The sequence below is a fragment of the Methylorubrum aminovorans genome, from assembly GCF_022179725.1.
GTDB lineage: Bacteria > Pseudomonadota > Alphaproteobacteria > Rhizobiales > Beijerinckiaceae > Methylobacterium > Methylobacterium aminovorans.
On the sequence record NZ_BPRC01000003.1, the window covers coordinates 18,540 to 36,474 of the forward strand.

Genomic DNA, 17,935 nt, shown 5'->3' on the forward strand with positions numbered 1-17,935 from the left:
ACGCCTTTCGGCCGAGGCCTCCGGGCGCCTCAGCCCGCGTCGCGAGTCTCGCGCAGCGCCCCGCCCCGGCCGCGCAGCGCGTTGCGGCGCTGGGCGGCGCGGCTGGAGACGCTGGCCAGGGCCGCGTCGGCGGCGCCCGCATCGGCGAGGTGGCGCGCGAGCGCCCGCGCCGAGGGGAAGCGGAACAGGTCGGTGATCCCGAGCCGGGGCGCCACGCCCGCCTTGAGCTCGCGGTGCGCCTGCATCGCCAGCAGCGAGTGGCCGCCGAGCGCGAAGAAGCTGGCCTCGCCCGCCACCCGCTCCAGCCCCAGCACGCGGCCGAACACTGCCGCGATTGCCGCCTCCAGCCCGTCGGCCGGCTCGGCCGCCTCGACCGTTTCCGCGGCCAGCGCGGCCGCCGCCTCGACGGGGGGGGGCGGCAGCGCCTTGCGGTCGATTTTGGCGTTGGGCGTTAGCGGCAGGCGCTCCAGCGTCACGACATGGGCCGGAACCATGATCTCCGGCAGGGTCCGCGCCAGGGCGGCCCGCAGCGTCTCGGCCGGCGGGGCGGAGCCGTCGGGCACGATGTAGGCGACGAGGCGCTGGTCGCCCGGCCGGTCCTCCCGCATGATCGCCACGGCCTCCCCGACCCCGGATTCCGCGCGCAGGGCGGTCTCGATCTCGCCGAGTTCGATGCGGTGGCCACGCAGCTTCACCTGACCGTCGATGCGCCCGAGGAAGCGCAGTGTCCCGTCCGGCTCGAACTGCACGAGGTCGCCGGTGCGGTAGAGCCGGCCGCCCTCAGCGAAGGGATCGGCGAGGAAGCGCTCGGCGGTGAGTTCGGGCCGGTTGAGATAGCCCCGCGCCACGCCGTCGCCGCCGATGTAGAGTTCGCCGGGCAGTAGCGGCGGCAGCGGGCGCATCCGCCCATCGAGCACGTAGAGCCGCGTGTTGGCGATGGGCCGGCCGAGCGGCACGGTGCCGGCGCCCGGCAGGGCCTCCTGCGTCGAAGACCAGATCGTCGTCTCGGTCGGGCCGTACATGTTGGTGATCGTGGCGACGCCCGCCGCCCGCAGCTCCGCGACGAGATCGCCGGACACGGCCTCGCCGCCGACATGGAGGTGGCGCAGCCCGTCCAGGCCGGCGCGGTCCTCGGGCGAGCCCAGCAACATGCGCGCCATGGAGGGCGTGCATTGCAGGTGGCTCACCCAGTGCCGCCGGATCAGCGCGCCGAGCCCGTCCGGTTCTTCCGTCGCCTCGGCCGCCCCGCGGTTGCAGTCCGCCACGACGGCGGCGAGCGGGTGCAGGCTCTCCAGCACCGTTGCGGTGGGCAGGCCGAAATCGATGAGGCAGGCGATCTCGTCGACGCCGACTGCCTTCACCTGCGCGGCGCGGGCGAGCGCATCGGCCCGCGTGCCGAACAGGCCGCTATTCTCGAAGTAGCGCTCGAAGGCGAAGTCGAGGATCGCGTCCATCTCCTCGGGGGCGAGGGTGCGCAGGTCGAGCGCCATGGGCTGGGTGACGCCGGCCGGGCGCTTGAAGGCCGGGAAGGCCCAGGCATACTGCTTCACCAGGGCGGCCGCGCTGCGCAGATAGTCCCGCATCGGCTCCCGCGCCAGGGCGCGCACCGCCTCCCGGTCCTCGCCGAGCAAAGTGTGGAGCATCAGCGTCACGGTATGCGCCGCCGGATCGTGCCCGGCCTCGGCGAGCGCCGTGCGGTAGATCGCGATCTTCTCGCCCAACTCCTCGACCGTCTGCCCGAGCAGGTGGGTCAGGAGGTTGGCCCCCAGGCGTCCGGCTTCGCGAAAACTGTCCGGGTTGCCGGCGGTGGTGATCCAGACCGGGAGCTCCCGGGAGACGGGCCGGGGCTGCGTCACCACGTCGATCGTGCCGCCGGGGCCGTCGAAGGGGACGGCCTCGCCGCGCCAGAGCCGCCGCACGGTGTCGAGGTCGCGCAGGAGGGCGTCCTTGTTACGCGGCGGGGCGTTCTCGGGGCGCAGCAGGAAGTCCTCCGGCATCCAGCCGGAGGCGAAGGCGATGCCGGCGCGCCCCCCGCTGAGATGGTCCACCACCGCCCATTCCTCGGCGACGCGGGCCGGGTGGTGCAGGGGCAGGACGCAGCTCCCGGCCCGGATCGCCACCCTCGAGGTCACGGCCGCGACTGCGGCTCCCGTGACCGCCGGGTTGGGGTAGGGCGCACCGAAATCGTGGAAGTGGCGCTCGGGCGTCCAGACCGCCGTGAAGCCGTGGGCGTCGGCGAAGCGGGCGCTCTCCAGGAGCAGGCGGTACATCTCGCCCCCGCGCTCGGCCTGCCCCCAGTGGAACAGGCTGAATTCCATCGGCACCGCCGCCGGTCCGGCCGCGGCACCCGTCGGGGCGGCGGCGACGATCACCTTGAAGCCGCGGGCGAGCGTCCAGAACAGCTCGAGCACCGAGATGTCGAAGGACAGGCTCGTCACCGCGAGCCAAGTGGGCTGCGCGTGCGGCTCCCCGGGCGCGTCGCGGGCGACCCGCTCGTCCATGCCGGCGAAGAAGTTTGCGACGTTGCGGTGCTCGACCACGACGCCCTTCGGCCGCCCGGTCGAGCCCGAGGTGTAGATGACGTAGGCTGCGTGTGCCGGCGTGGCGCCGGATTCCGGCCGGGTCGCCGGGCCCGAGCCGGCGCAGGCCTCCTCGATGGCGAGGATGGTCTCGGGCGCCCCTGGAACCGCGCCGGCCAGCGCCCGCTGCGTCAGGACGACGGAGAGGCCGCTATCCTCGATCATCAGGGCGAGGCGCTCGCGCGGATAGGCGGGATCGAGCGGGACGTAGGCGCCGCCGGCCTTCTGAATCGCCAGCGCCCCGACCACGAGGTCGAGCCCGCGGGCGGCATAGAGGCCGACCGGCTGGTCCGGGCCGACGCCGCGGGCGCGCAAGGCATGGGCGACCCGGTTCGCCCGCTCGTCGAGGGCGCGGTAGCTCAGGCTCTCCGTGCCGGCGACGAGGGCGGTCGCGTCGGGGCTGCGATCGACCTGACGCTCGATCAGCGCGTGGAGGCAGGCCGCCTCGTAGGGGGTCTCGGTGCGGTTCCAATCGAACAGCATCCGCTCGCGCAGCGCCTGCGAGATAAGGGGCAGATCCTGAATCCGGCGGTCGGGCTCGGCGGCGAAGGCGGCGGCGAAGGTCGCGAGGCGCTCGGCCAGGGCCTGCGCCTCCGCGGTGGGCAAGCGGGCACCGTCGTGGACGATCAGCGCTTCGCCGCTGCCGGCCACCAGGGTGAGCGGGCAGCCGGCAACCGCGTGTTGCGGACCCGGCGCCTCGGCGGCGGCCAGGGCGACGCCGTAGCGCGGGGCGGCGAGGCCGGGCCGGCGCAGCGGCAGGTCGGCGGGCTGAGGCGCATGGGCCCGCAGGGCTGCGATTGCGTCGGCGAGCGTCCGCTCCAGGGCGGCGCCGGTCAGCCCCTCGCCCTCGACGCGCAGGGGCAGGGCGGGGCTGAACAGCCCCGGATGCGCGCGCCCGGCCGCGCCCGTGTCGGCGTCGGCGTAGGCGAGGTCGAAGCGCGCCTCGCCGGAGACCCGGACGAGGTAGGCGGCGAGCATCGACACCGTCCGCTCCCCGGAGAGGGAGGAGGGCAGGGCGACGGGGACGCTCACAAGGCGCGTCTCGCCCGTACCCTCCGGGCGGATCTCCGGCAGCGAAAGGGGCGCGAGCGCGGCGAGGCGCGCCTCGCCCCAGGCCTCGTTGCGGGTGGCAGCCTCGCTCGCCCGGGCGATCGCGGCGAGCGCGTCCGCCGCGAGCAGCGGCAGGGCGTCGCCCGCCGCCGCGAGGGTGTCGGCCATGATCGCCGTACCGTCCTCCTGCCGCAGGCCCTCGACCCGCACGGCCCCGTCGAGCGCCGCGACCGTCAGGCCGTCCGCGTCGGCGGCGAGCACCGTGCCGGGCGGCGACACCGTAAGCGCGCCGGTCGCGGTCACCGACCCGACGGGGTAGGCGCGCCCGTTGAGCCAGAGCTTCGGCAGCAGCAGCGGGTTGGCGTAGCCCGGCCCAAAATCGAGGGCGCGGGCGAGCCGGGCCAGCGCCTCGGCCGGCCGGTCGAACAGCAGCAGGCCGGCGGCTTCGGGGCGCGCCGTCTGGCGGTAGAGCGTGAGCGGACCCTGCTCCTGCGGCCGGGGGGCGAGAGTTCCCGCCTCGATCCCGTCGAGCAATTCGGCAAAACTCTCCATGCCGGCCTCGAAGCAGCGGCCGTTGAGGCTGAAGCTTGTCTCGTCCGGTCCGATCTCGAAGCGCCGGGCGACGTAGACGCCGCCGGCATCGACCGCGTCGGTCATGGCGTGCCAGGTGATGCCGTGGCTCGTCTCGCCGTTCAGGATCGCCCAGGCGGGGGTGTTGAGGCCGGCGTAATGCGGCAGCGGCCCGTCGTGGAAGTTCGCCGCGCCCTCGCGCGCCCGGCCCCAGACCGCCCGCGGCACGATGCGCAGATTGGCGATCGAGAGGAACCAGTCGAAGGCCTCGTCCGCCACCGCCGCGGCGATGTCGGCTCCGGCATCGATCACCGGAAGCGCCGCCTCGCGCGCCCAGCGCGCGACCGCCTCGCTCGCCGTCACCACCGCGGCGATCCTGTGCCCGCGCCGCAGGGCGGTCTCGCCGCACTGCGCCAGCAGCGACTGGTCGCCCATCAGGACGAGCCGACGTTCGGTGGAAGCCCTCATCGCCGTGTGCCTTCGATGTCGGATGCGCCGCGCGGACCCGCCGCGGTCCCTTGCCGGGACTTCCTGGGAGGGGAGCCGCCGCGGCGGAGGAAGTGACGCCCGAAGGTCTAAGGCCTGCCGCGCATCCGGCTCCACGCCGCCAATCGAGCAACCGCTACGCCTTCCGGAGGGGAGGGGGTGCCGCCGGACGGACGGGCGGCCCCTCGTTTTGGCCGGATGGCGGCCGGCTTCCGCCCCTGGCTAGCCTGAGCGGTACGCGCGCCGCCCGCCGGGGCTGCCAGACCGTGCCGCAAGAGGGCTCGACCGTTCCATGACCGTCTCCCCACCACCCTCCGCCTTCGCCGCCACCGAAGCCGAGATTTCGGAGACCGACATCGCCGTGATCGGCATGGCCCTGCGGGTGCCGGGCGCCCGAAATACCCGCGAATTCTGGGAGAACCTGCGCGGCGGCGTCAGCTCGATCCGCCCGCTGACGCTGGAGGAACTGGACGCGGCCGGCGAATCGCCCGCCCGCTCGCGGCTGCCGAACTACGTGGCCGTCTGCGCCGACCTGCCCGACATGGAAGGCTTCGATGCCGGCTTCTTCGGGATGAGCCCGAAGGAGGCCGCGGTGATGGACCCGCAGCACCGCCACTTCCTCGAATGCGCCTGGGAGGCGATGGAGTCCGCCGCCCGACCGCCGGAGCGCGAGGCCGGCCCCGTCGGCGTCTTCGCCGGCTGCGGCATGGGCAGCTACTTCTACGACAACGTGCTGAGCCACCGGGAACTGGTCGAGGAGACCGGCCTGTTCCTGCTGCGCCACACCGGCAACGACAAGGACTTCCTCACCACGCGGGCCTCGTTCCTGTTCGACCTGAAGGGACCGAGCGTGAACGTGCAGACCGCCTGCTCGACCTCGCTGGTGGCGGTCCACTCGGCCTGCCAGAGCCTGCTCGCCCGCGAATGCGACATGGCGCTGGCCGGCGGCGTCACCATCGAGCTCCCGCACCGCCGCGGCTACCTCGCCCAGGAGGGCGAGATCCTGGCGCCCGACGGCGTCTGCCGCGCCTTCGACCACCGCGCCGCCGGCACGGTGTTCGGCTCCGGCGTCGGCGTGGTCGCGCTGCGCCGCCTCGCCGACGCCCTGCGCGACGGCGATCCCATCCAGGGGATCATCAAGGCGACCGCGATCAACAACGACGGCGCCGGCAAGGCGGGCTACCTCGCTCCCAGCATCGACGGGCAGGCCCGGGCCATCGTCGAGGCGCAGGGCCTTGCCGGAATCGACGCCGACTCGATCCAGTACGTCGAGTGCCACGGCACCGGCACCTATCTCGGCGACCCGATCGAGATCGCGGCGCTGACCCAGGCCTTCCGCCAGAGCACCGGCCGCACCGGCTTCTGCCGGGTCGGCTCGGTGAAGACCAATATCGGCCATCTCGACACCGCCGCGGGCATCGTCGGCCTCATCAAGGCGCTGCTCGCCCTGCGCCACGGGGAGATCCCCGCGAGCCTCGGCTTCGAGCGGCCGAACCCGGCGATCGACTTCGCCGGCAGCCCCTTCACCGTCGCCGACAGGCTCACCCCCTGGCCCCGCGGCGCCGGCCCGCGCCGGGCCGCCGTCAACGCCCTCGGCGTCGGCGGCACCAACGCGCACGCCATCCTGGAGGCGGCCCCCGCTGCCCGCGCCCGTCCGGCCGCCGGAGCGGAGGGGCCGGAACTCATCGTGCTCTCCGCCCGCAGCCGCGCGGCGCTCGACGAGGCGGGCCGCGCGCTCGGGGCCGAACTGGAGCGCCGGCCCGACCTCTCGCTCGCAGACGCGGCCTACACCCTGTGGAGCGGCCGGCGCCATTTCGAGCACCGCCGGGTGCTGGCGGCAGGGAGCCGGGAAGAGGCGGTCGCGCTGCTCACCGGCGCCGACGGGCGGCGCGTGCACAGCCACACCCTCATGCCGGAGGCATCGGGCGCGGCCTTCCTGTTCCCGGGCGGCGGCGCGCAGCATCCCGGCATGGCGCGCGGCCTCTACGAGGGCGAGCCGGTCTTCCGCGCCGCGGTGGACGAGGGGTTGGGCTACCTCGCCCCGGAAGCCTCCGCCGAGATCCGCGCCCACTGGCTCGGGGTCGAATCGCGCACGCCGGAGGCCGCGTCTTGGCTGCTGCGCCCCTCGCGCCAGCTACCAGCGATCCTGATCTGCGAGGTCGCCCTCGCCCGGCTCTGGCAGGCCCGCGGCCTCAGGCCCGCGGCGCTGATCGGCCATTCCATGGGCGAGAACGCCGCCGCCTGCGTCGCCGGGATCATGACCTTCCGGGAGGCGTTCGGCCTCGTGCGGCTGCGCGGCGAGTTGTTCGACACGGTACCGGCCGGCGGCATGCTCAGCGTCGCCCTCGGCGCCGAGGCGCTCCGGGCTCGCCTTCCCGACACCCTCGACCTCGCCTCGGTGAACGGGCCGGCGCTCTGCGTCGTCTCCGGCCCCTCCGACGCGCTCGCGGCCTTCGGCGAGAGGCTGAAGGCGGAGGGCGTCGAGACCGCCCCGGTGGCGATCAGCATCGCCGCCCATTCGCGGATGCTCGATCCGATCCTGCCGCGTTTTGAAGCCTATCTGCGCACGCTCAGGCTGCGCCCGCCGACGATCCCCATCGTCTCCAATCTCACCGGCACGTGGCTCACCGAGGCGCAGGCCTGCGACCCGCTCTATTGGGTCGCGCATCTGCGCTCGACGGTGCGCTTCGCCGACGGCCTCGCCCTGCTCGCCGCCGACCGGGGCCGCGTCTACGTCGAGGTCGGCCCCGGCCGCACCCTCACCTCGCTCGCCAAGGCACCAGGGACGATTCCCGCCAACGCCATCCTCAACAGCCTGCCCCATGCCGACGAGGCGACGGATGCCCGCCTCGCCTTCCTCGCGGCCTTCGGCCGGGCCTGGACGACCGGACTCGCCCTCGATCCGGGGATGCTCTGGCAGGGCCGCGACTGCCGCCGGGTGGCGCTGCCGACCTACCCGTTCCAGCACCAGCGCTACTTCCTCGACGCCGTGGCGCGCACGAGCCCCGGCGCGGCCGAGGCTCTCCCTGAGAAGCGGGCCGACATCGCGGCCTGGGGCTACCGGCCGGTCTGGCGGCAATCGGCGGCGGCCTTGGAGGCCGAGGCCGAGGCGGTGCCCCGCACTTGGCTCGTCTTCCGCGACGAGGAGCCGGTCGGGCAGGCCCTCGTCGCGCGGCTGCGCGCGGCCGGTCAACGGGTGACCGAGGTGGTGCCCGGCGACCTGTTCGGCCGGCGCGGGGCGGAACTCTATGCACTCTGCCCCGAGGACGGCCGGCCCGGCTACGAGGCGCTGGTCCAGGCGCTCGACGCCGACGGCCGGCTGCCCGACCGCCTTCTCCACCTCTGGCTGCTGACGCGCGAGGAGCGCGTCCGGCCGGGCTCCAGCCCGTTCCACCACATCCTGGAGCGCGGGTTCTCCTGCCTCGTCGGCCTGATGCAGGCGATGGGCGAGGCGGCCCTTCACGCGACGGTCGTGACGGAGGGGGTTCAGGCGGTGGGCGACCGCGTCCCGGCTCAGCCGGACAAGGCGACGGTGCTCGGGCCGGCCCTCGTCATTCCGAAGGAGATGCCGGGCGTCACGATCCGCACCATCGACGTGGACGGGCTCGACCTCGCCGCCCGGTCCGGATGGAAGCGGGCGGCCGGTCCACGGGCCGAAGCCTCCGGCGACCTCGAGAGGCTGTGGGACGACCTGATGGCCGAGCCGGCCACCGAGACCGTCGCCTACCACCGCGATCGGCGCTGGAGCCTGGATTTCGCACCGCTCGCCCTCGATCCGGCGCAGGAGGGCGCGGCGGGCTTCCGCGAGGGCGGCGTCTACCTCGTCACCGGCGGCCTCGGCGACATCGCCGGGGTGGTCTGCGAGGCCCTGGCCCGGCGCTACCGGGCGCGGCTCGTGCTCGTGGGGCGCACGATCCTGCCCGAGCGGGCGCTGTGGGACGACCTCCTGCGGGTGCATGGCGGCCAGGGGCGGACGGGGCGGGCGATCGCCCGCATCCGCGGGCTCGAGGCGCTCGGCGCCCAGGTGCTCTACGGCGGCGCCGACATCAGCAATCCGGAGGAACTGGAGGCGGTGATCGCCGAGGCGCGCGCCGCCTTCGGACCGATCAACGGCGTGATCCACGCCGCCGGCCTCGTGCGCGACGGGCTCGTCGCCCTCAAGGATGAGGCCGAGATCGAGGCGGTGCTCGCCCCGAAGATCCACGGCACGCGCAACCTCCACGCCCTGACTCGCGAGGACCCCCTCGACCTGTTCGTGCTGTTCTCCTCGACCAGCGCCGACACGGCCCCGGCGGGCCAGGTCGATTACGTGGCGGCCAACGCCTACCTCAACGCCTTCGCGGAAGCGCAGGCGCGGCGCGACAACTGCCGCACGGTGGCGATCCACTGGGGCATCTGGAACGAGATCGGGCTCGCCGCCCGCGCCGTCGCGCCGGTCCGCGCCCTGCCGCAGCGGCCGGCCCCGCGCGGGCCGCTCTTCGGCGCCTGGGCCGAGGACGGCGCCGGCGGCCACTGCCTAGAAGGGGTCTGGAGCGCGGCCGAGGGGCGCGCCGCCTGGGTGCTCGACGAGCACCGGATGGCCTCGGGCGAGGCGATCTGGCCGGGCACCGGCTATCTCGAGATCGCGGCTCAGGCCCTGCTCGAGCACGGCGTCGAGAGCGGCTTCGCCCTGGAGGATCTCGTCTTCCTGCGCCCGCTCCACGTCCCCGACGGGCAGAGCGTCCGGGTGCAGCTGCGCCTGGAGCCGCAGGGCGAGGGCTTCCGCCTCGACTTGCGCAGCCTCGTGAGCGCCGGGGGCCGGACCGGCTTCCGCCGCCACGCGCAGGGGCGCATCCGCCTCCTGCCCGGCGCCGTGCCGCGTGGCGCCGCTCCCGCGCCGTCGGAGGCTCTGCCCCCGGCCATCCCCTCGGTGCAGGAGGCGCATCTGCGCTTCGGGCCGCGCTGGCGGGTGCTGCGCAGCCTCGCCATCTCCGAGGGCACGGCGACCGCCCACCTCGCCCTCGATCCGGCCCACCGCGCCGACCTCGAAGCGGGCTTCCTGCTGCATCCGGCGCTGCTCGACATCGCCACAGGCTGCGCCATGGCGCTCGTGCCGGGCTACGACGCGTCCGCGGCGCTCTGGGTGCCGGTCACCTATCGCCGCCTGCGGGTGCACGGCCCGCTGCCCGCCGAGGTGACGAGCCGCATCCGTCTCACCGAGACCGAGGGCGAGGGCTTCGCGAGCTTCGACATCGGCATCAGCGATGCCGCCGGCGCACCGGTGCTGGAGATCGAGGGCTTCACGGTGCGCCGCCTTGCGGGCGGCGTCACGCTGGAGGGCTCCGGGCCGGGGATCGAGTTCGCGCCGCCGCGCACGGAGGCGCCCCAGACCTCCGGAGCCACGGCGCAGGCGCTTGCCGCCCTCGTGCGCCAGGGCATCCGGCCGGAGGAGGGGGTCGAGGCCCTGTTCCGGGCGCTGGGAGCCGGGCGGCCGCAGGTCGTCGTCAGCTCGATGGATCTCGGCGTGCTCCGCGCTCGCGCCGCCGCGCCGCCGGCCGATTCCACCCCGCGCCCCTCCCTGTTCGACCGGCCCGAGAGCGAGGCGGCCTACCTCGCCCCGCGCACCGAGACCGAGCGGGCGCTGGTGGGCTTCTGGACCGAGCTGCTCGGCATCGCCCGGGTCGGGATCGAGGACAATTTCTTCGAGGTCGGCGGCCACTCGCTCATCGCCGTCCGGCTGTTGCGCAAGGTGCGCGAGCGCTTCGCCGCCGACCTGCCGATCTCGGTGCTGTTCGAGGCGCCCACCATCGCCGCCTTCGCGGCCCTGCTCGGCGACCGGCCCGACGCGTCCGCCTCGTATTCCGGCGCCGAGCCGGCCCCGAAGGAGGCGGCGGGCGCCGCCGCGAAATGGCTGCACGTGGTACCCATGCAGGTGCGGGCGGACGTCGCGCGCACCCCGTTCTTCCTCTGCGCCGGCATGTTCGGCAACGTGCTCAACCTGCGCCACCTCGCGCTGCAGATCGGCGCGGAGCGACCGGTCTACTGCCTGCAGGCGCGGGGGCTCTACGGCGAGCACGCGCCGCACGAGACCTTCGAGGAGATGGCGCGCGACTACTGCGCGGAGATCCGCGCGGTGCAGCCCCGCGGCCCCTACCTGCTCGGCGGCTTCTCCGGCGGTGGGCTCGCCGCTATGGCCATGGCCCGGCGCCTGCGCGAGGAGGGCGAGGAGGTCGCGGCCGTGCTGCTCCTTGACACGCCGGTGCCCCAGCGCGTGACGCTCTCGGTGACCGACCGTCTCACCATGAAGGCGCAGGAATTCCGGGCCAAGGGCGGCGGCTTCCTCGCCGAGTGGCTGCGCCGCCGCGCCCGCTGGGAGGCGATGCGCCTGCGCGAGCGCATGGCCGCGCCGCGGGAGGCCGGGTCCGAGCATTTCCACAACGACGCCATCGAGGCCGCCTTCCGCCGCGCCCTCGACCGGCTGGTGCTGCATCCCTATCCCGGCCGGGTGATCCTCTACCGGCCGCAGGTGCAGGTGCTCCACCGGCTCTCCGGCGGGCGCCGGCTCGACGCCAACCGCGCGCTGATCCGCGAGGACAACGGCTGGTCGCCCTACCTGCCGGACCTCTCCATCGTGCAGGTGTCGGGCGACCACGACGGCATGGTGCTGGAGCCCAACGTCCGGGTGCTCGCCGCCCGGATGCGCCGCCACCTCGCCGAGGCCGAAGCCGCGGTGATGCACGCCTGAGCGGGACCGCGTCCCCCGATCCTGTAATCGGGGGACGGAGGCCTCGTCAGCCGCGTCCGTCCGGGGGCGGGGCGAAGGGCGTCCAGTCCGGCTCGCGCCACATCTTCCAGCGCCAGCGCAGCGCCTTGCTCCAGAGTTCGCGGCGCGCCTCGACGAAGCCCGCCTGAGGGCGCCACATCGCCCGCTCCATGTAGGGCCAGAATAGACCGGTCGCCTGGACCTGCAGCCGCTTCGCGCAGGCGTCCGAATCGGGTTCCGGCTCCCCCGCTGCGGCGGCCGCCGCGTCTCCGGCGAAGATCTGGAGGGCCTCGGCCGTCTCCGGCGCGACGCCCTCCGGCGCCCAGGCCCTGCGCGGGGGCCGCCCGGTCGTGGCGGCCTCGACGAGGAGCGCGAGGGCGTAGGCGCCGAGCCGCGTGGGGTGGACCTGATCCTCGATCAGCCGGGCCGCGGCCTCGCCGGCGCCCCCGGCCCGCCGTCCGGGAGGCGGGGGCCGGTCCGCGGCGGATTCGACCAGCGTCGCCAGCGCGGAGGCGGCCGGGATCACGCGGATGCGGTTGCCCGCCCGCGCGGCGGCCGAGCGCCGGTTGGCCGCCGCGACGACGCAGCGCCAGAGCGGCGCGGCCGCCCGTTCGTAGGCCAGCCAGTTCGCCGGGTCGCGCTTGTCGTCGAGGGAGATCCAGGGCACGTAGAACCACGTCGCGAGGCCCGGATTGCGGGCGGCGAAGCAATCGTGCAGCCGGGCGAGTTCGCCGACCGTGTCGTTCCACAGCACGGCACCCATCAGGTCGTGCTGCTCGGTCACGACCAGGGTGTCGTAGGGGGCGTCCGCCGCCCCGGGGCCGGAAGTCTCGTCGATGGCGGGCGTCTCCCCCCGGCAGGCGCGCTGGGCGATGGTCGAGCCCGAGGCGTGCCGCCGCGCCCAGGTCAGCGGCCGGCCCAGGCTCGCCGAGATCCGCGCGAGGTCGTCGGGCAGAGGCCGGTCGACGAGGCTGTGCCCCGAGACGAAGACGCGGCGCGGCGCCGCCTCCTCCGCGCGGGACGGGACGGCGCTCACGGCGAGGAGGCCGACGGCGGCGAGGCGGCGCAGGCGCGCGCCGCGGCGCTCACGACAGGCCACCGCGGTCGGTCCTGATCCAGCCGAGCGGCCTGCCCGCGAGGAGGCGCCGGTAGAGGGAGAGATTGCCGAGGAGATAGGCCGCTACCTCCGCCGGCCCGCAGCTGAACCCCTCGGCGGCGCGGGCGAGCCGCCAGCCGGCCACGAGGGCGAGGCCGAGGATCGCGACGGTGGCGAGAGCCAGCATCAGGGGCACGGCCGAGGCGCCGGCCAGCGCCGCCAGCGCGGCGACCGCCGTCAGGGCGAGATTGGCCGCCAGCAGGAGCGTCAGCGGCGGCACCATCACGTCGAGCACCTGCGCCACCAGCGCGAGGTCGGCCCGGCGCAGGCCGGCGAGGAGGGAGGGCAGCACGGCGGCGATCTGGCCCAAGTGGCCCCGCTGCCAGCGCTCGCGCTGATCGACGACGGCTCGCGCCGTCAGCGGGAAGGCGCTCGTCACCCGCGCCGCCTCGCACAGGACCGGCGGATGCCCCGCCCGCGCGCAGTCGAGGCCGAGCTTGAGATCCTCGACGATCTCGCCGCTGGCGAGCCGTGACCCGGCGATGACGGGCCAGGGAAAGGCCATGCCGCTCCCGGTGAGCTGACAGGGCAGGCCCAGGGCCGCCAGCCCCCGCGGCCGCACGGCGTTCTTCAGGACGTAGGCGAAGCGGGCGACGGCGTGGGCCGGTCCGGCGCCGGGCGGGACGTGGTTGACGAAGACCGCCTGGGCGGGGCGCCGCCGCTCCTGCGCCGTGCGGGCGAGGGCGTCGAGCGTGCCCTCCGCGAGGAGGCAATCGGCATCGACGAAGATCACGATCGGCGGCGGGGCGTCCTGGAGGTGCCGGATGCCGGCATCCATGGCGTAGCCCTTGCCGCAGGCGAAGGGGTCGCAGCGCACCACCACCTCGGCGCCGCCCTGTCCGGCGATCTCCGCCGTGCGGTCCGTGCAGTTGTCGGCCACCACGACGAGCCGGTCGCCCGGGCGCAGCTGCGCCCGGATGCTGTCGAGCGCCGCGCCGACATCGCGCTCCTCGTCATGGGCCGGCACGAGGACGGCGAGCGCCGGGCGATCGACCGGGGGCAAGGGTGGGGGCGGGCGCCGGCGGTGGGCGGCGGCGATCTCCGCGGCGAACACCGCCGCGGGAATCGCCAGGAGGGCGCAGGCGAGCCCGAGCAGGCCCGACAGCAGGACAAGGGCCAGGGTCATCGGCGGCCTCGCGTGGTCTCGTGTGACATTCCGGCGTTCCTCCGAGGGAGCGCGGTGCATCGCCCCGCGCGCACGGCGCCGATCCGGGCGACGCCCTCGACGGCGAGCCTCCGCCGGTCCGTGCCGGGGGCCAATGCCCCTTCCGGAACTCCGAAAGGCGCAGGCCCTACCGCCTAGGCCTGAGGTCGTGTCGCAGCGTGGCCGGCAAGGGTCGCTTCAAGGGCCGCCTCAAGGATCTCCCCGGGACGACGATCCCCTCCGAAAGACGGATATGGGGGTTTCTCCAACCTCTCCGTGCAGAGCGTTCCCTCATCCATGATCGGGAAAGATGAGTATTCACACTTTGACCGCCTGATTTCCGAGGTCATATAAGTTTGATTTTTGGTGAATGGAAGTATGCGGGGCCGGATCGGAGATCTATTTGCTTACTTCTGGTCGGCTGCATCCCATGCACTTGCTCCAGGCTGAGCCTTGAACGCCGAAAGGATCGACAGATCGGACGGCCAACGCTCGGATCCACTGGAGCCGAAACCATGCCCGTCGGTCTCGTCAGCCCGCTCAGCCTGCGTGAGCGCTTCCTGAAGGCACCCTTCGACAGCCTCGAGCCTGCCGAGGTGCTCGCCCTGCTGTCCCGGGCTCCCGCGGGCCTCGATCCGGCACCGTTCCGCTACGTCGTCACGCCCAACGTCGATCACGTGGTCCGCCTCAGCGCCGACCCCTCGCTCGCCCCGCTCTACGAGGGCGCGTGGCTCTCGCTGTGCGACAGCAAGCCGATCGCGGCCCTCTCGCGGCTGCTGATCCCCGGCGGGCTCCCGCACCTGCCCGGTTCGACGCTGACCGAGATCCTGTTCCGCACGGTGATCGCCCCCAGCGACAGGATCGCCCTCGTGGTGGCCCATCCCTCGCTGGCCGCGCAGATGCGCGCCGCCTTCCCGGAGGTGGCGTTCGACATCCTGGCCGCCCCGCCCGACATCGACGGCGATCCGGCCGCGTTCGCGGCCTGCGCCGCCTTCGTCGCGGGCAGCACGGCCCGCTTCACCTTCATCGCCGTCGGCGCCCCGCGCTCCGAGCGCATCGCCTTCCAGGCCTCCCTCGATCCGGCGGCGCGGGGCACCGCCCTCTGCGTGGGGGCCTCCCTCGAATTCCTCGTCGGCCGCAAGCGCCGCGCCCCGCTCTGGATGCAGCGGGCGGGGATCGAATGGCTGCACCGCCTCGCGGGCGAGCCGCGGCGGCTCTGGCGCCGCTACCTGTTCGGGGTCGCCCCGCTCGCCCGCCTCGCCCTCGCGGAGGCCGCCGCCCGCCTCGCGGCGCGGCGTGCCCTGCCGCGGCCGACGGAGCACTGAGCCATGCCGCTCCCGTCCGCCGCCCCGCCCGGACCATCGCTCGAAGGGAGCCCGGCCATGAAGGTCGCCTACCTGATGAACACCTACCCGCTGCCGAGCACGACCTTCATCCGGCGCGAGATCGAGGCGCTCGAACACCTCGGATGCCGGATCCGGCGCTACGCGATCCGGGCCTGGCCGCAGGCGCTGGTCGATCCCCGCGACCGGGCGGAGGCGACCGCCACGCACTACCTGCTCACCCGCAACCTCGCCGGGCTCCTCGCCGCCGCCCTGCTCGAAGCGGGGCTCAACCCGCTCGGCCTCGCCCGCAGCCTCAGGCCCTGGATGCGGCTCGCCCGGGCCGCGCGCAACGGATGGGTGCGCCCCGTCGCCTACCTGCTCCAGGCGGCCTATCTGCGTCGACGCGCGGCGGCCGAGGGCATCGACCACATCCACGTCCACTTCGCCACCAACGCCGCCACCGTGGCGATGCTGGCCCGGCGGATGGGCGGCCCGAGCTACAGCTTCACCACCCACGGGCCGGACGAGTTCGAGGCGCCCGAGCGCTTCGGCTTCGCCGAGAAGATCGCCCACGCGCAGTTCGTCGTCGCGATCTCCGAGTATTGCCGCGACCGGCTCGCGGGGCTGGCCCGGCCGGAGGATGCGGCCAAGATCCGCGTCGCGCGCTGCGGGCTGGCGCTGGAGGAGTTCGCGCCGCCGCAGCCTCCGCGGGCCGACAACCGGACCTTCGTCTGCGTCGGGCGTCTCTGCCCCGCCAAGGCGCAGGCGGCGATTCCGGCGGCGGTGGCCGCCCTGCGCTGGCGCTATCCCGACCTCAAGGTGATCCTGATCGGCGACGGCGAGAGCCGGGCCGAGGTCGAGGCCGCCTGCCGGCGCCACGACGTGGCGGACCGGGTGATCCTGCACGGCTGGGCCAGCAACGCCGAAGTGCGCGACCGGATCGCCGCGAGCCGCGCCCTGCTGCTGCCCAGCCTCGCCGAAGGGCTGCCCGTGGTCATCATGGAGGCCTTCGCCCTGGGCCGGCCCGTCGTCTCGACCCGCGTCGCCGGCATCCCCGAACTCCTCGACGACAGCTGCGGCTGGCTGATCCCGCCCGGCGACGTGCGGGCGCTGATGCGGGCGATGGAGTCGGCGCTGTCCGCCGCGCCGGACGCGCTCGCCGCCCGCGGCGCGGTCGGGCGGGAGCGCGTCGAGCGCCTGCACGACCGCCGTCTCCTGGCCGGCACCCTGATCGGCCTGTTCCGCGAGGCCGACGCGAAGAACCGGGCCGCCCTGGCGGGGAGGCGCGCCGCCGGCCGCCTGCCGGCCGCGGAGCTTCTCGATACGCCGTGACGATCCGCATCGAATGCAGGCCCAAGACCTGAATAGAAACGCGGGCAGGCTCAGTACAATCAGCCGTGAGGTTGAGTACCTGTCGGTGAAAGCAACTATATTTTTTCGTCGAGTGCCAGAAATCCCGATCAACGCCAATCCCTGAGCGTCTCAAGGAAGGTTGAGGCAGGTCATGAGCGAGCAGGTCATCGGAAACTCGACGAGTTTCTCGCCACGGAGCCAACTCCGCCCGAACGCGTTCGGGCAATTCGATCCTGTCCTCGTCACGCTCGACGCCTTCGCGCTGATCGGTACGGCGCTGCTCGCCCAGGCGGGCGCCGCGCATCTGGCCGAGCAGACGGCCGATCCGCTTCGGCTTGCGGCGATCGCGGCCTTTCCGACCGCCTTCACCCTGCCGCTGATGGCCCTGTGCGGCGCCTACGATGCCGACGCCGCGTCGCGCCCGCGCCTGGCGCTCAAGGCGCTGGTCCTGATCTGGCCCTGCCTTCTGCCGCTCGCCTGGCTCCTGGCCGCCGGGCTGCAGATCCACCTCGACGCCGCCCAGGACGGGCTCACGACCTTCGCGGTGATGGGGCCGGCCGGGCTGCTGGCTCAGCGCTTCACCCTCGCGGCCCTGCTGCGCCGAAGCGCGCTGGGGCGTGAGGCCCCGTTTGCCGCCCCGGCCCCCGAGGCCGTCGGCGATCTGGGCGGCGTCGAGGCCGCGGCCCCCGGCTGCCCCCCCGGGGCATCGGCCCGCACGGCGGCGGAGGGCGCGTCGCGGCCCGCTCCGCCCCGGCGGATCGCGGCCGGGCGGAAGCGGGTGCCCCCGGGCGCGCTGCCGGAGGCGCGCCCGAACGCCCAGTGGGGCCGGCGGCGGCCCCTGCCGAGGCTCTCGCCGCCGGAGCGGAGCGCGGGCGAGGCGCGGGCCGCGCGGCCCGGCGACGGGGAGGCGATCAAGCGCGCCTTCGATGTCGTCGGCGCCGGCCTGCTGTGCCTGCTGCTCGCGCCGCTCCTCGTCATCATCGCCGTCCTGATCCGCCTGACCTCGGAGGGGCCGGCCCTATTCCGGCAGATGCGCGGCGGCCTGCACGGGCGGCCCTTCGAGATCTACAAGTTCCGGACGATGACGGTGCAGCCCGGCAACGCCGCCCTGGTGCAGGCCTATCGGCACGATCCGCGGGTGACGCCGCTCGGCCGCATCCTGCGCCGCACGAGCCTGGACGAGCTGCCGCAGCTCTTCAACGTGCTCAAGGGTGACATGTCGCTCGTCGGCCCCCGGCCGCACGCCCTCGGCCACGATGACGAGTTCGCGCTTCGCATCGCCGACTATCACCGCCGTTATCAGGTGAAACCGGGCATCACCGGCTGGGCGCAGGTCTGCGGCTGCCGGGGCGAGACGCGCACGGACGAGGCGCTGCGCCGCCGGATCGAGCTCGACTTGACCTATATCGAGCGCCGCAGCCTCTGGTTCGATCTGCGGATCATCCTCCAGACCTGCCGGGAAGTGGTCTCCTCCGAGACCGCCTACTGAGGCGGGACGGACCCTGCGCGAGCGCAGCCGAACGCCGCCGC

General features: G+C 74.3%; 7 protein-coding genes. 4 read left to right on the forward strand and 3 right to left on the reverse strand.

Annotated elements, in window-relative coordinates:
• Nucleotides 1–29: 29 nt before the first annotated feature.
• The gene (locus MFF24_RS06560; protein ID WP_238223360.1) at nucleotides 30–4,667 is read right to left on the reverse strand and encodes a MupA/Atu3671 family FMN-dependent luciferase-like monooxygenase; all 4,638 of its coding nucleotides are present in this window, start codon (nucleotides 4,665–4,667) and stop codon (nucleotides 30–32) included.
• 310 nt (nucleotides 4,668–4,977) lie between these two features.
• Between MFF24_RS06560 and MFF24_RS06565 the strand changes: the two genes are divergently transcribed.
• Nucleotides 4,978–11,409, forward strand: a complete 6,432-nt coding sequence (locus MFF24_RS06565; RefSeq protein ID WP_238223362.1) for a type I polyketide synthase — start codon at nucleotides 4,978–4,980, stop codon at nucleotides 11,407–11,409.
• Nucleotides 11,410–11,455: 46 nt separating this feature from the next.
• Here MFF24_RS06565 and MFF24_RS06570 read toward each other — a convergent pair whose 3' ends face one another.
• Nucleotides 11,456–12,526, reverse strand: coding sequence for a hypothetical protein (locus tag MFF24_RS06570; protein WP_238223363.1), 1,071 nt, complete (start codon nucleotides 12,524–12,526; stop codon nucleotides 11,456–11,458).
• Entirely contained in the window at nucleotides 12,513–13,709 is a 1,197-nt protein-coding gene (locus MFF24_RS06575) for a glycosyltransferase family 2 protein (protein WP_238223364.1), read from the reverse strand. The genes MFF24_RS06570 and MFF24_RS06575 overlap by 14 nt, the downstream gene beginning before the upstream one ends.
• 533 nt (nucleotides 13,710–14,242) lie before the next feature.
• Between MFF24_RS06575 and MFF24_RS06580 the strand changes: the two genes are divergently transcribed.
• The 3 genes from MFF24_RS06580 (at nucleotide 14,243) to MFF24_RS06590 (ending at nucleotide 17,894) form a co-directional block, all read left to right on the forward strand.
• Nucleotides 14,243–15,052, forward strand: coding sequence for a WecB/TagA/CpsF family glycosyltransferase (locus MFF24_RS06580; protein WP_238223366.1), 810 nt, complete (start codon nucleotides 14,243–14,245; stop codon nucleotides 15,050–15,052).
• A gap of 3 nt (nucleotides 15,053–15,055) precedes the next feature.
• Nucleotides 15,056–16,384 carry a glycosyltransferase family 4 protein gene (locus MFF24_RS06585; protein WP_238223367.1) on the forward strand — a complete coding sequence of 443 codons (1,329 nt, stop codon included), beginning with the start codon at nucleotides 15,056–15,058 and terminating at the stop codon, nucleotides 16,382–16,384.
• Between the two features lie 172 nt (nucleotides 16,385–16,556).
• On the forward strand, nucleotides 16,557–17,894 hold the full coding sequence (locus MFF24_RS06590) for an exopolysaccharide biosynthesis polyprenyl glycosylphosphotransferase (protein ID WP_238223373.1): 1,338 nt from the start codon (nucleotides 16,557–16,559) through the stop codon (nucleotides 17,892–17,894).
• Nucleotides 17,895–17,935 lie beyond the last annotated feature (41 nt).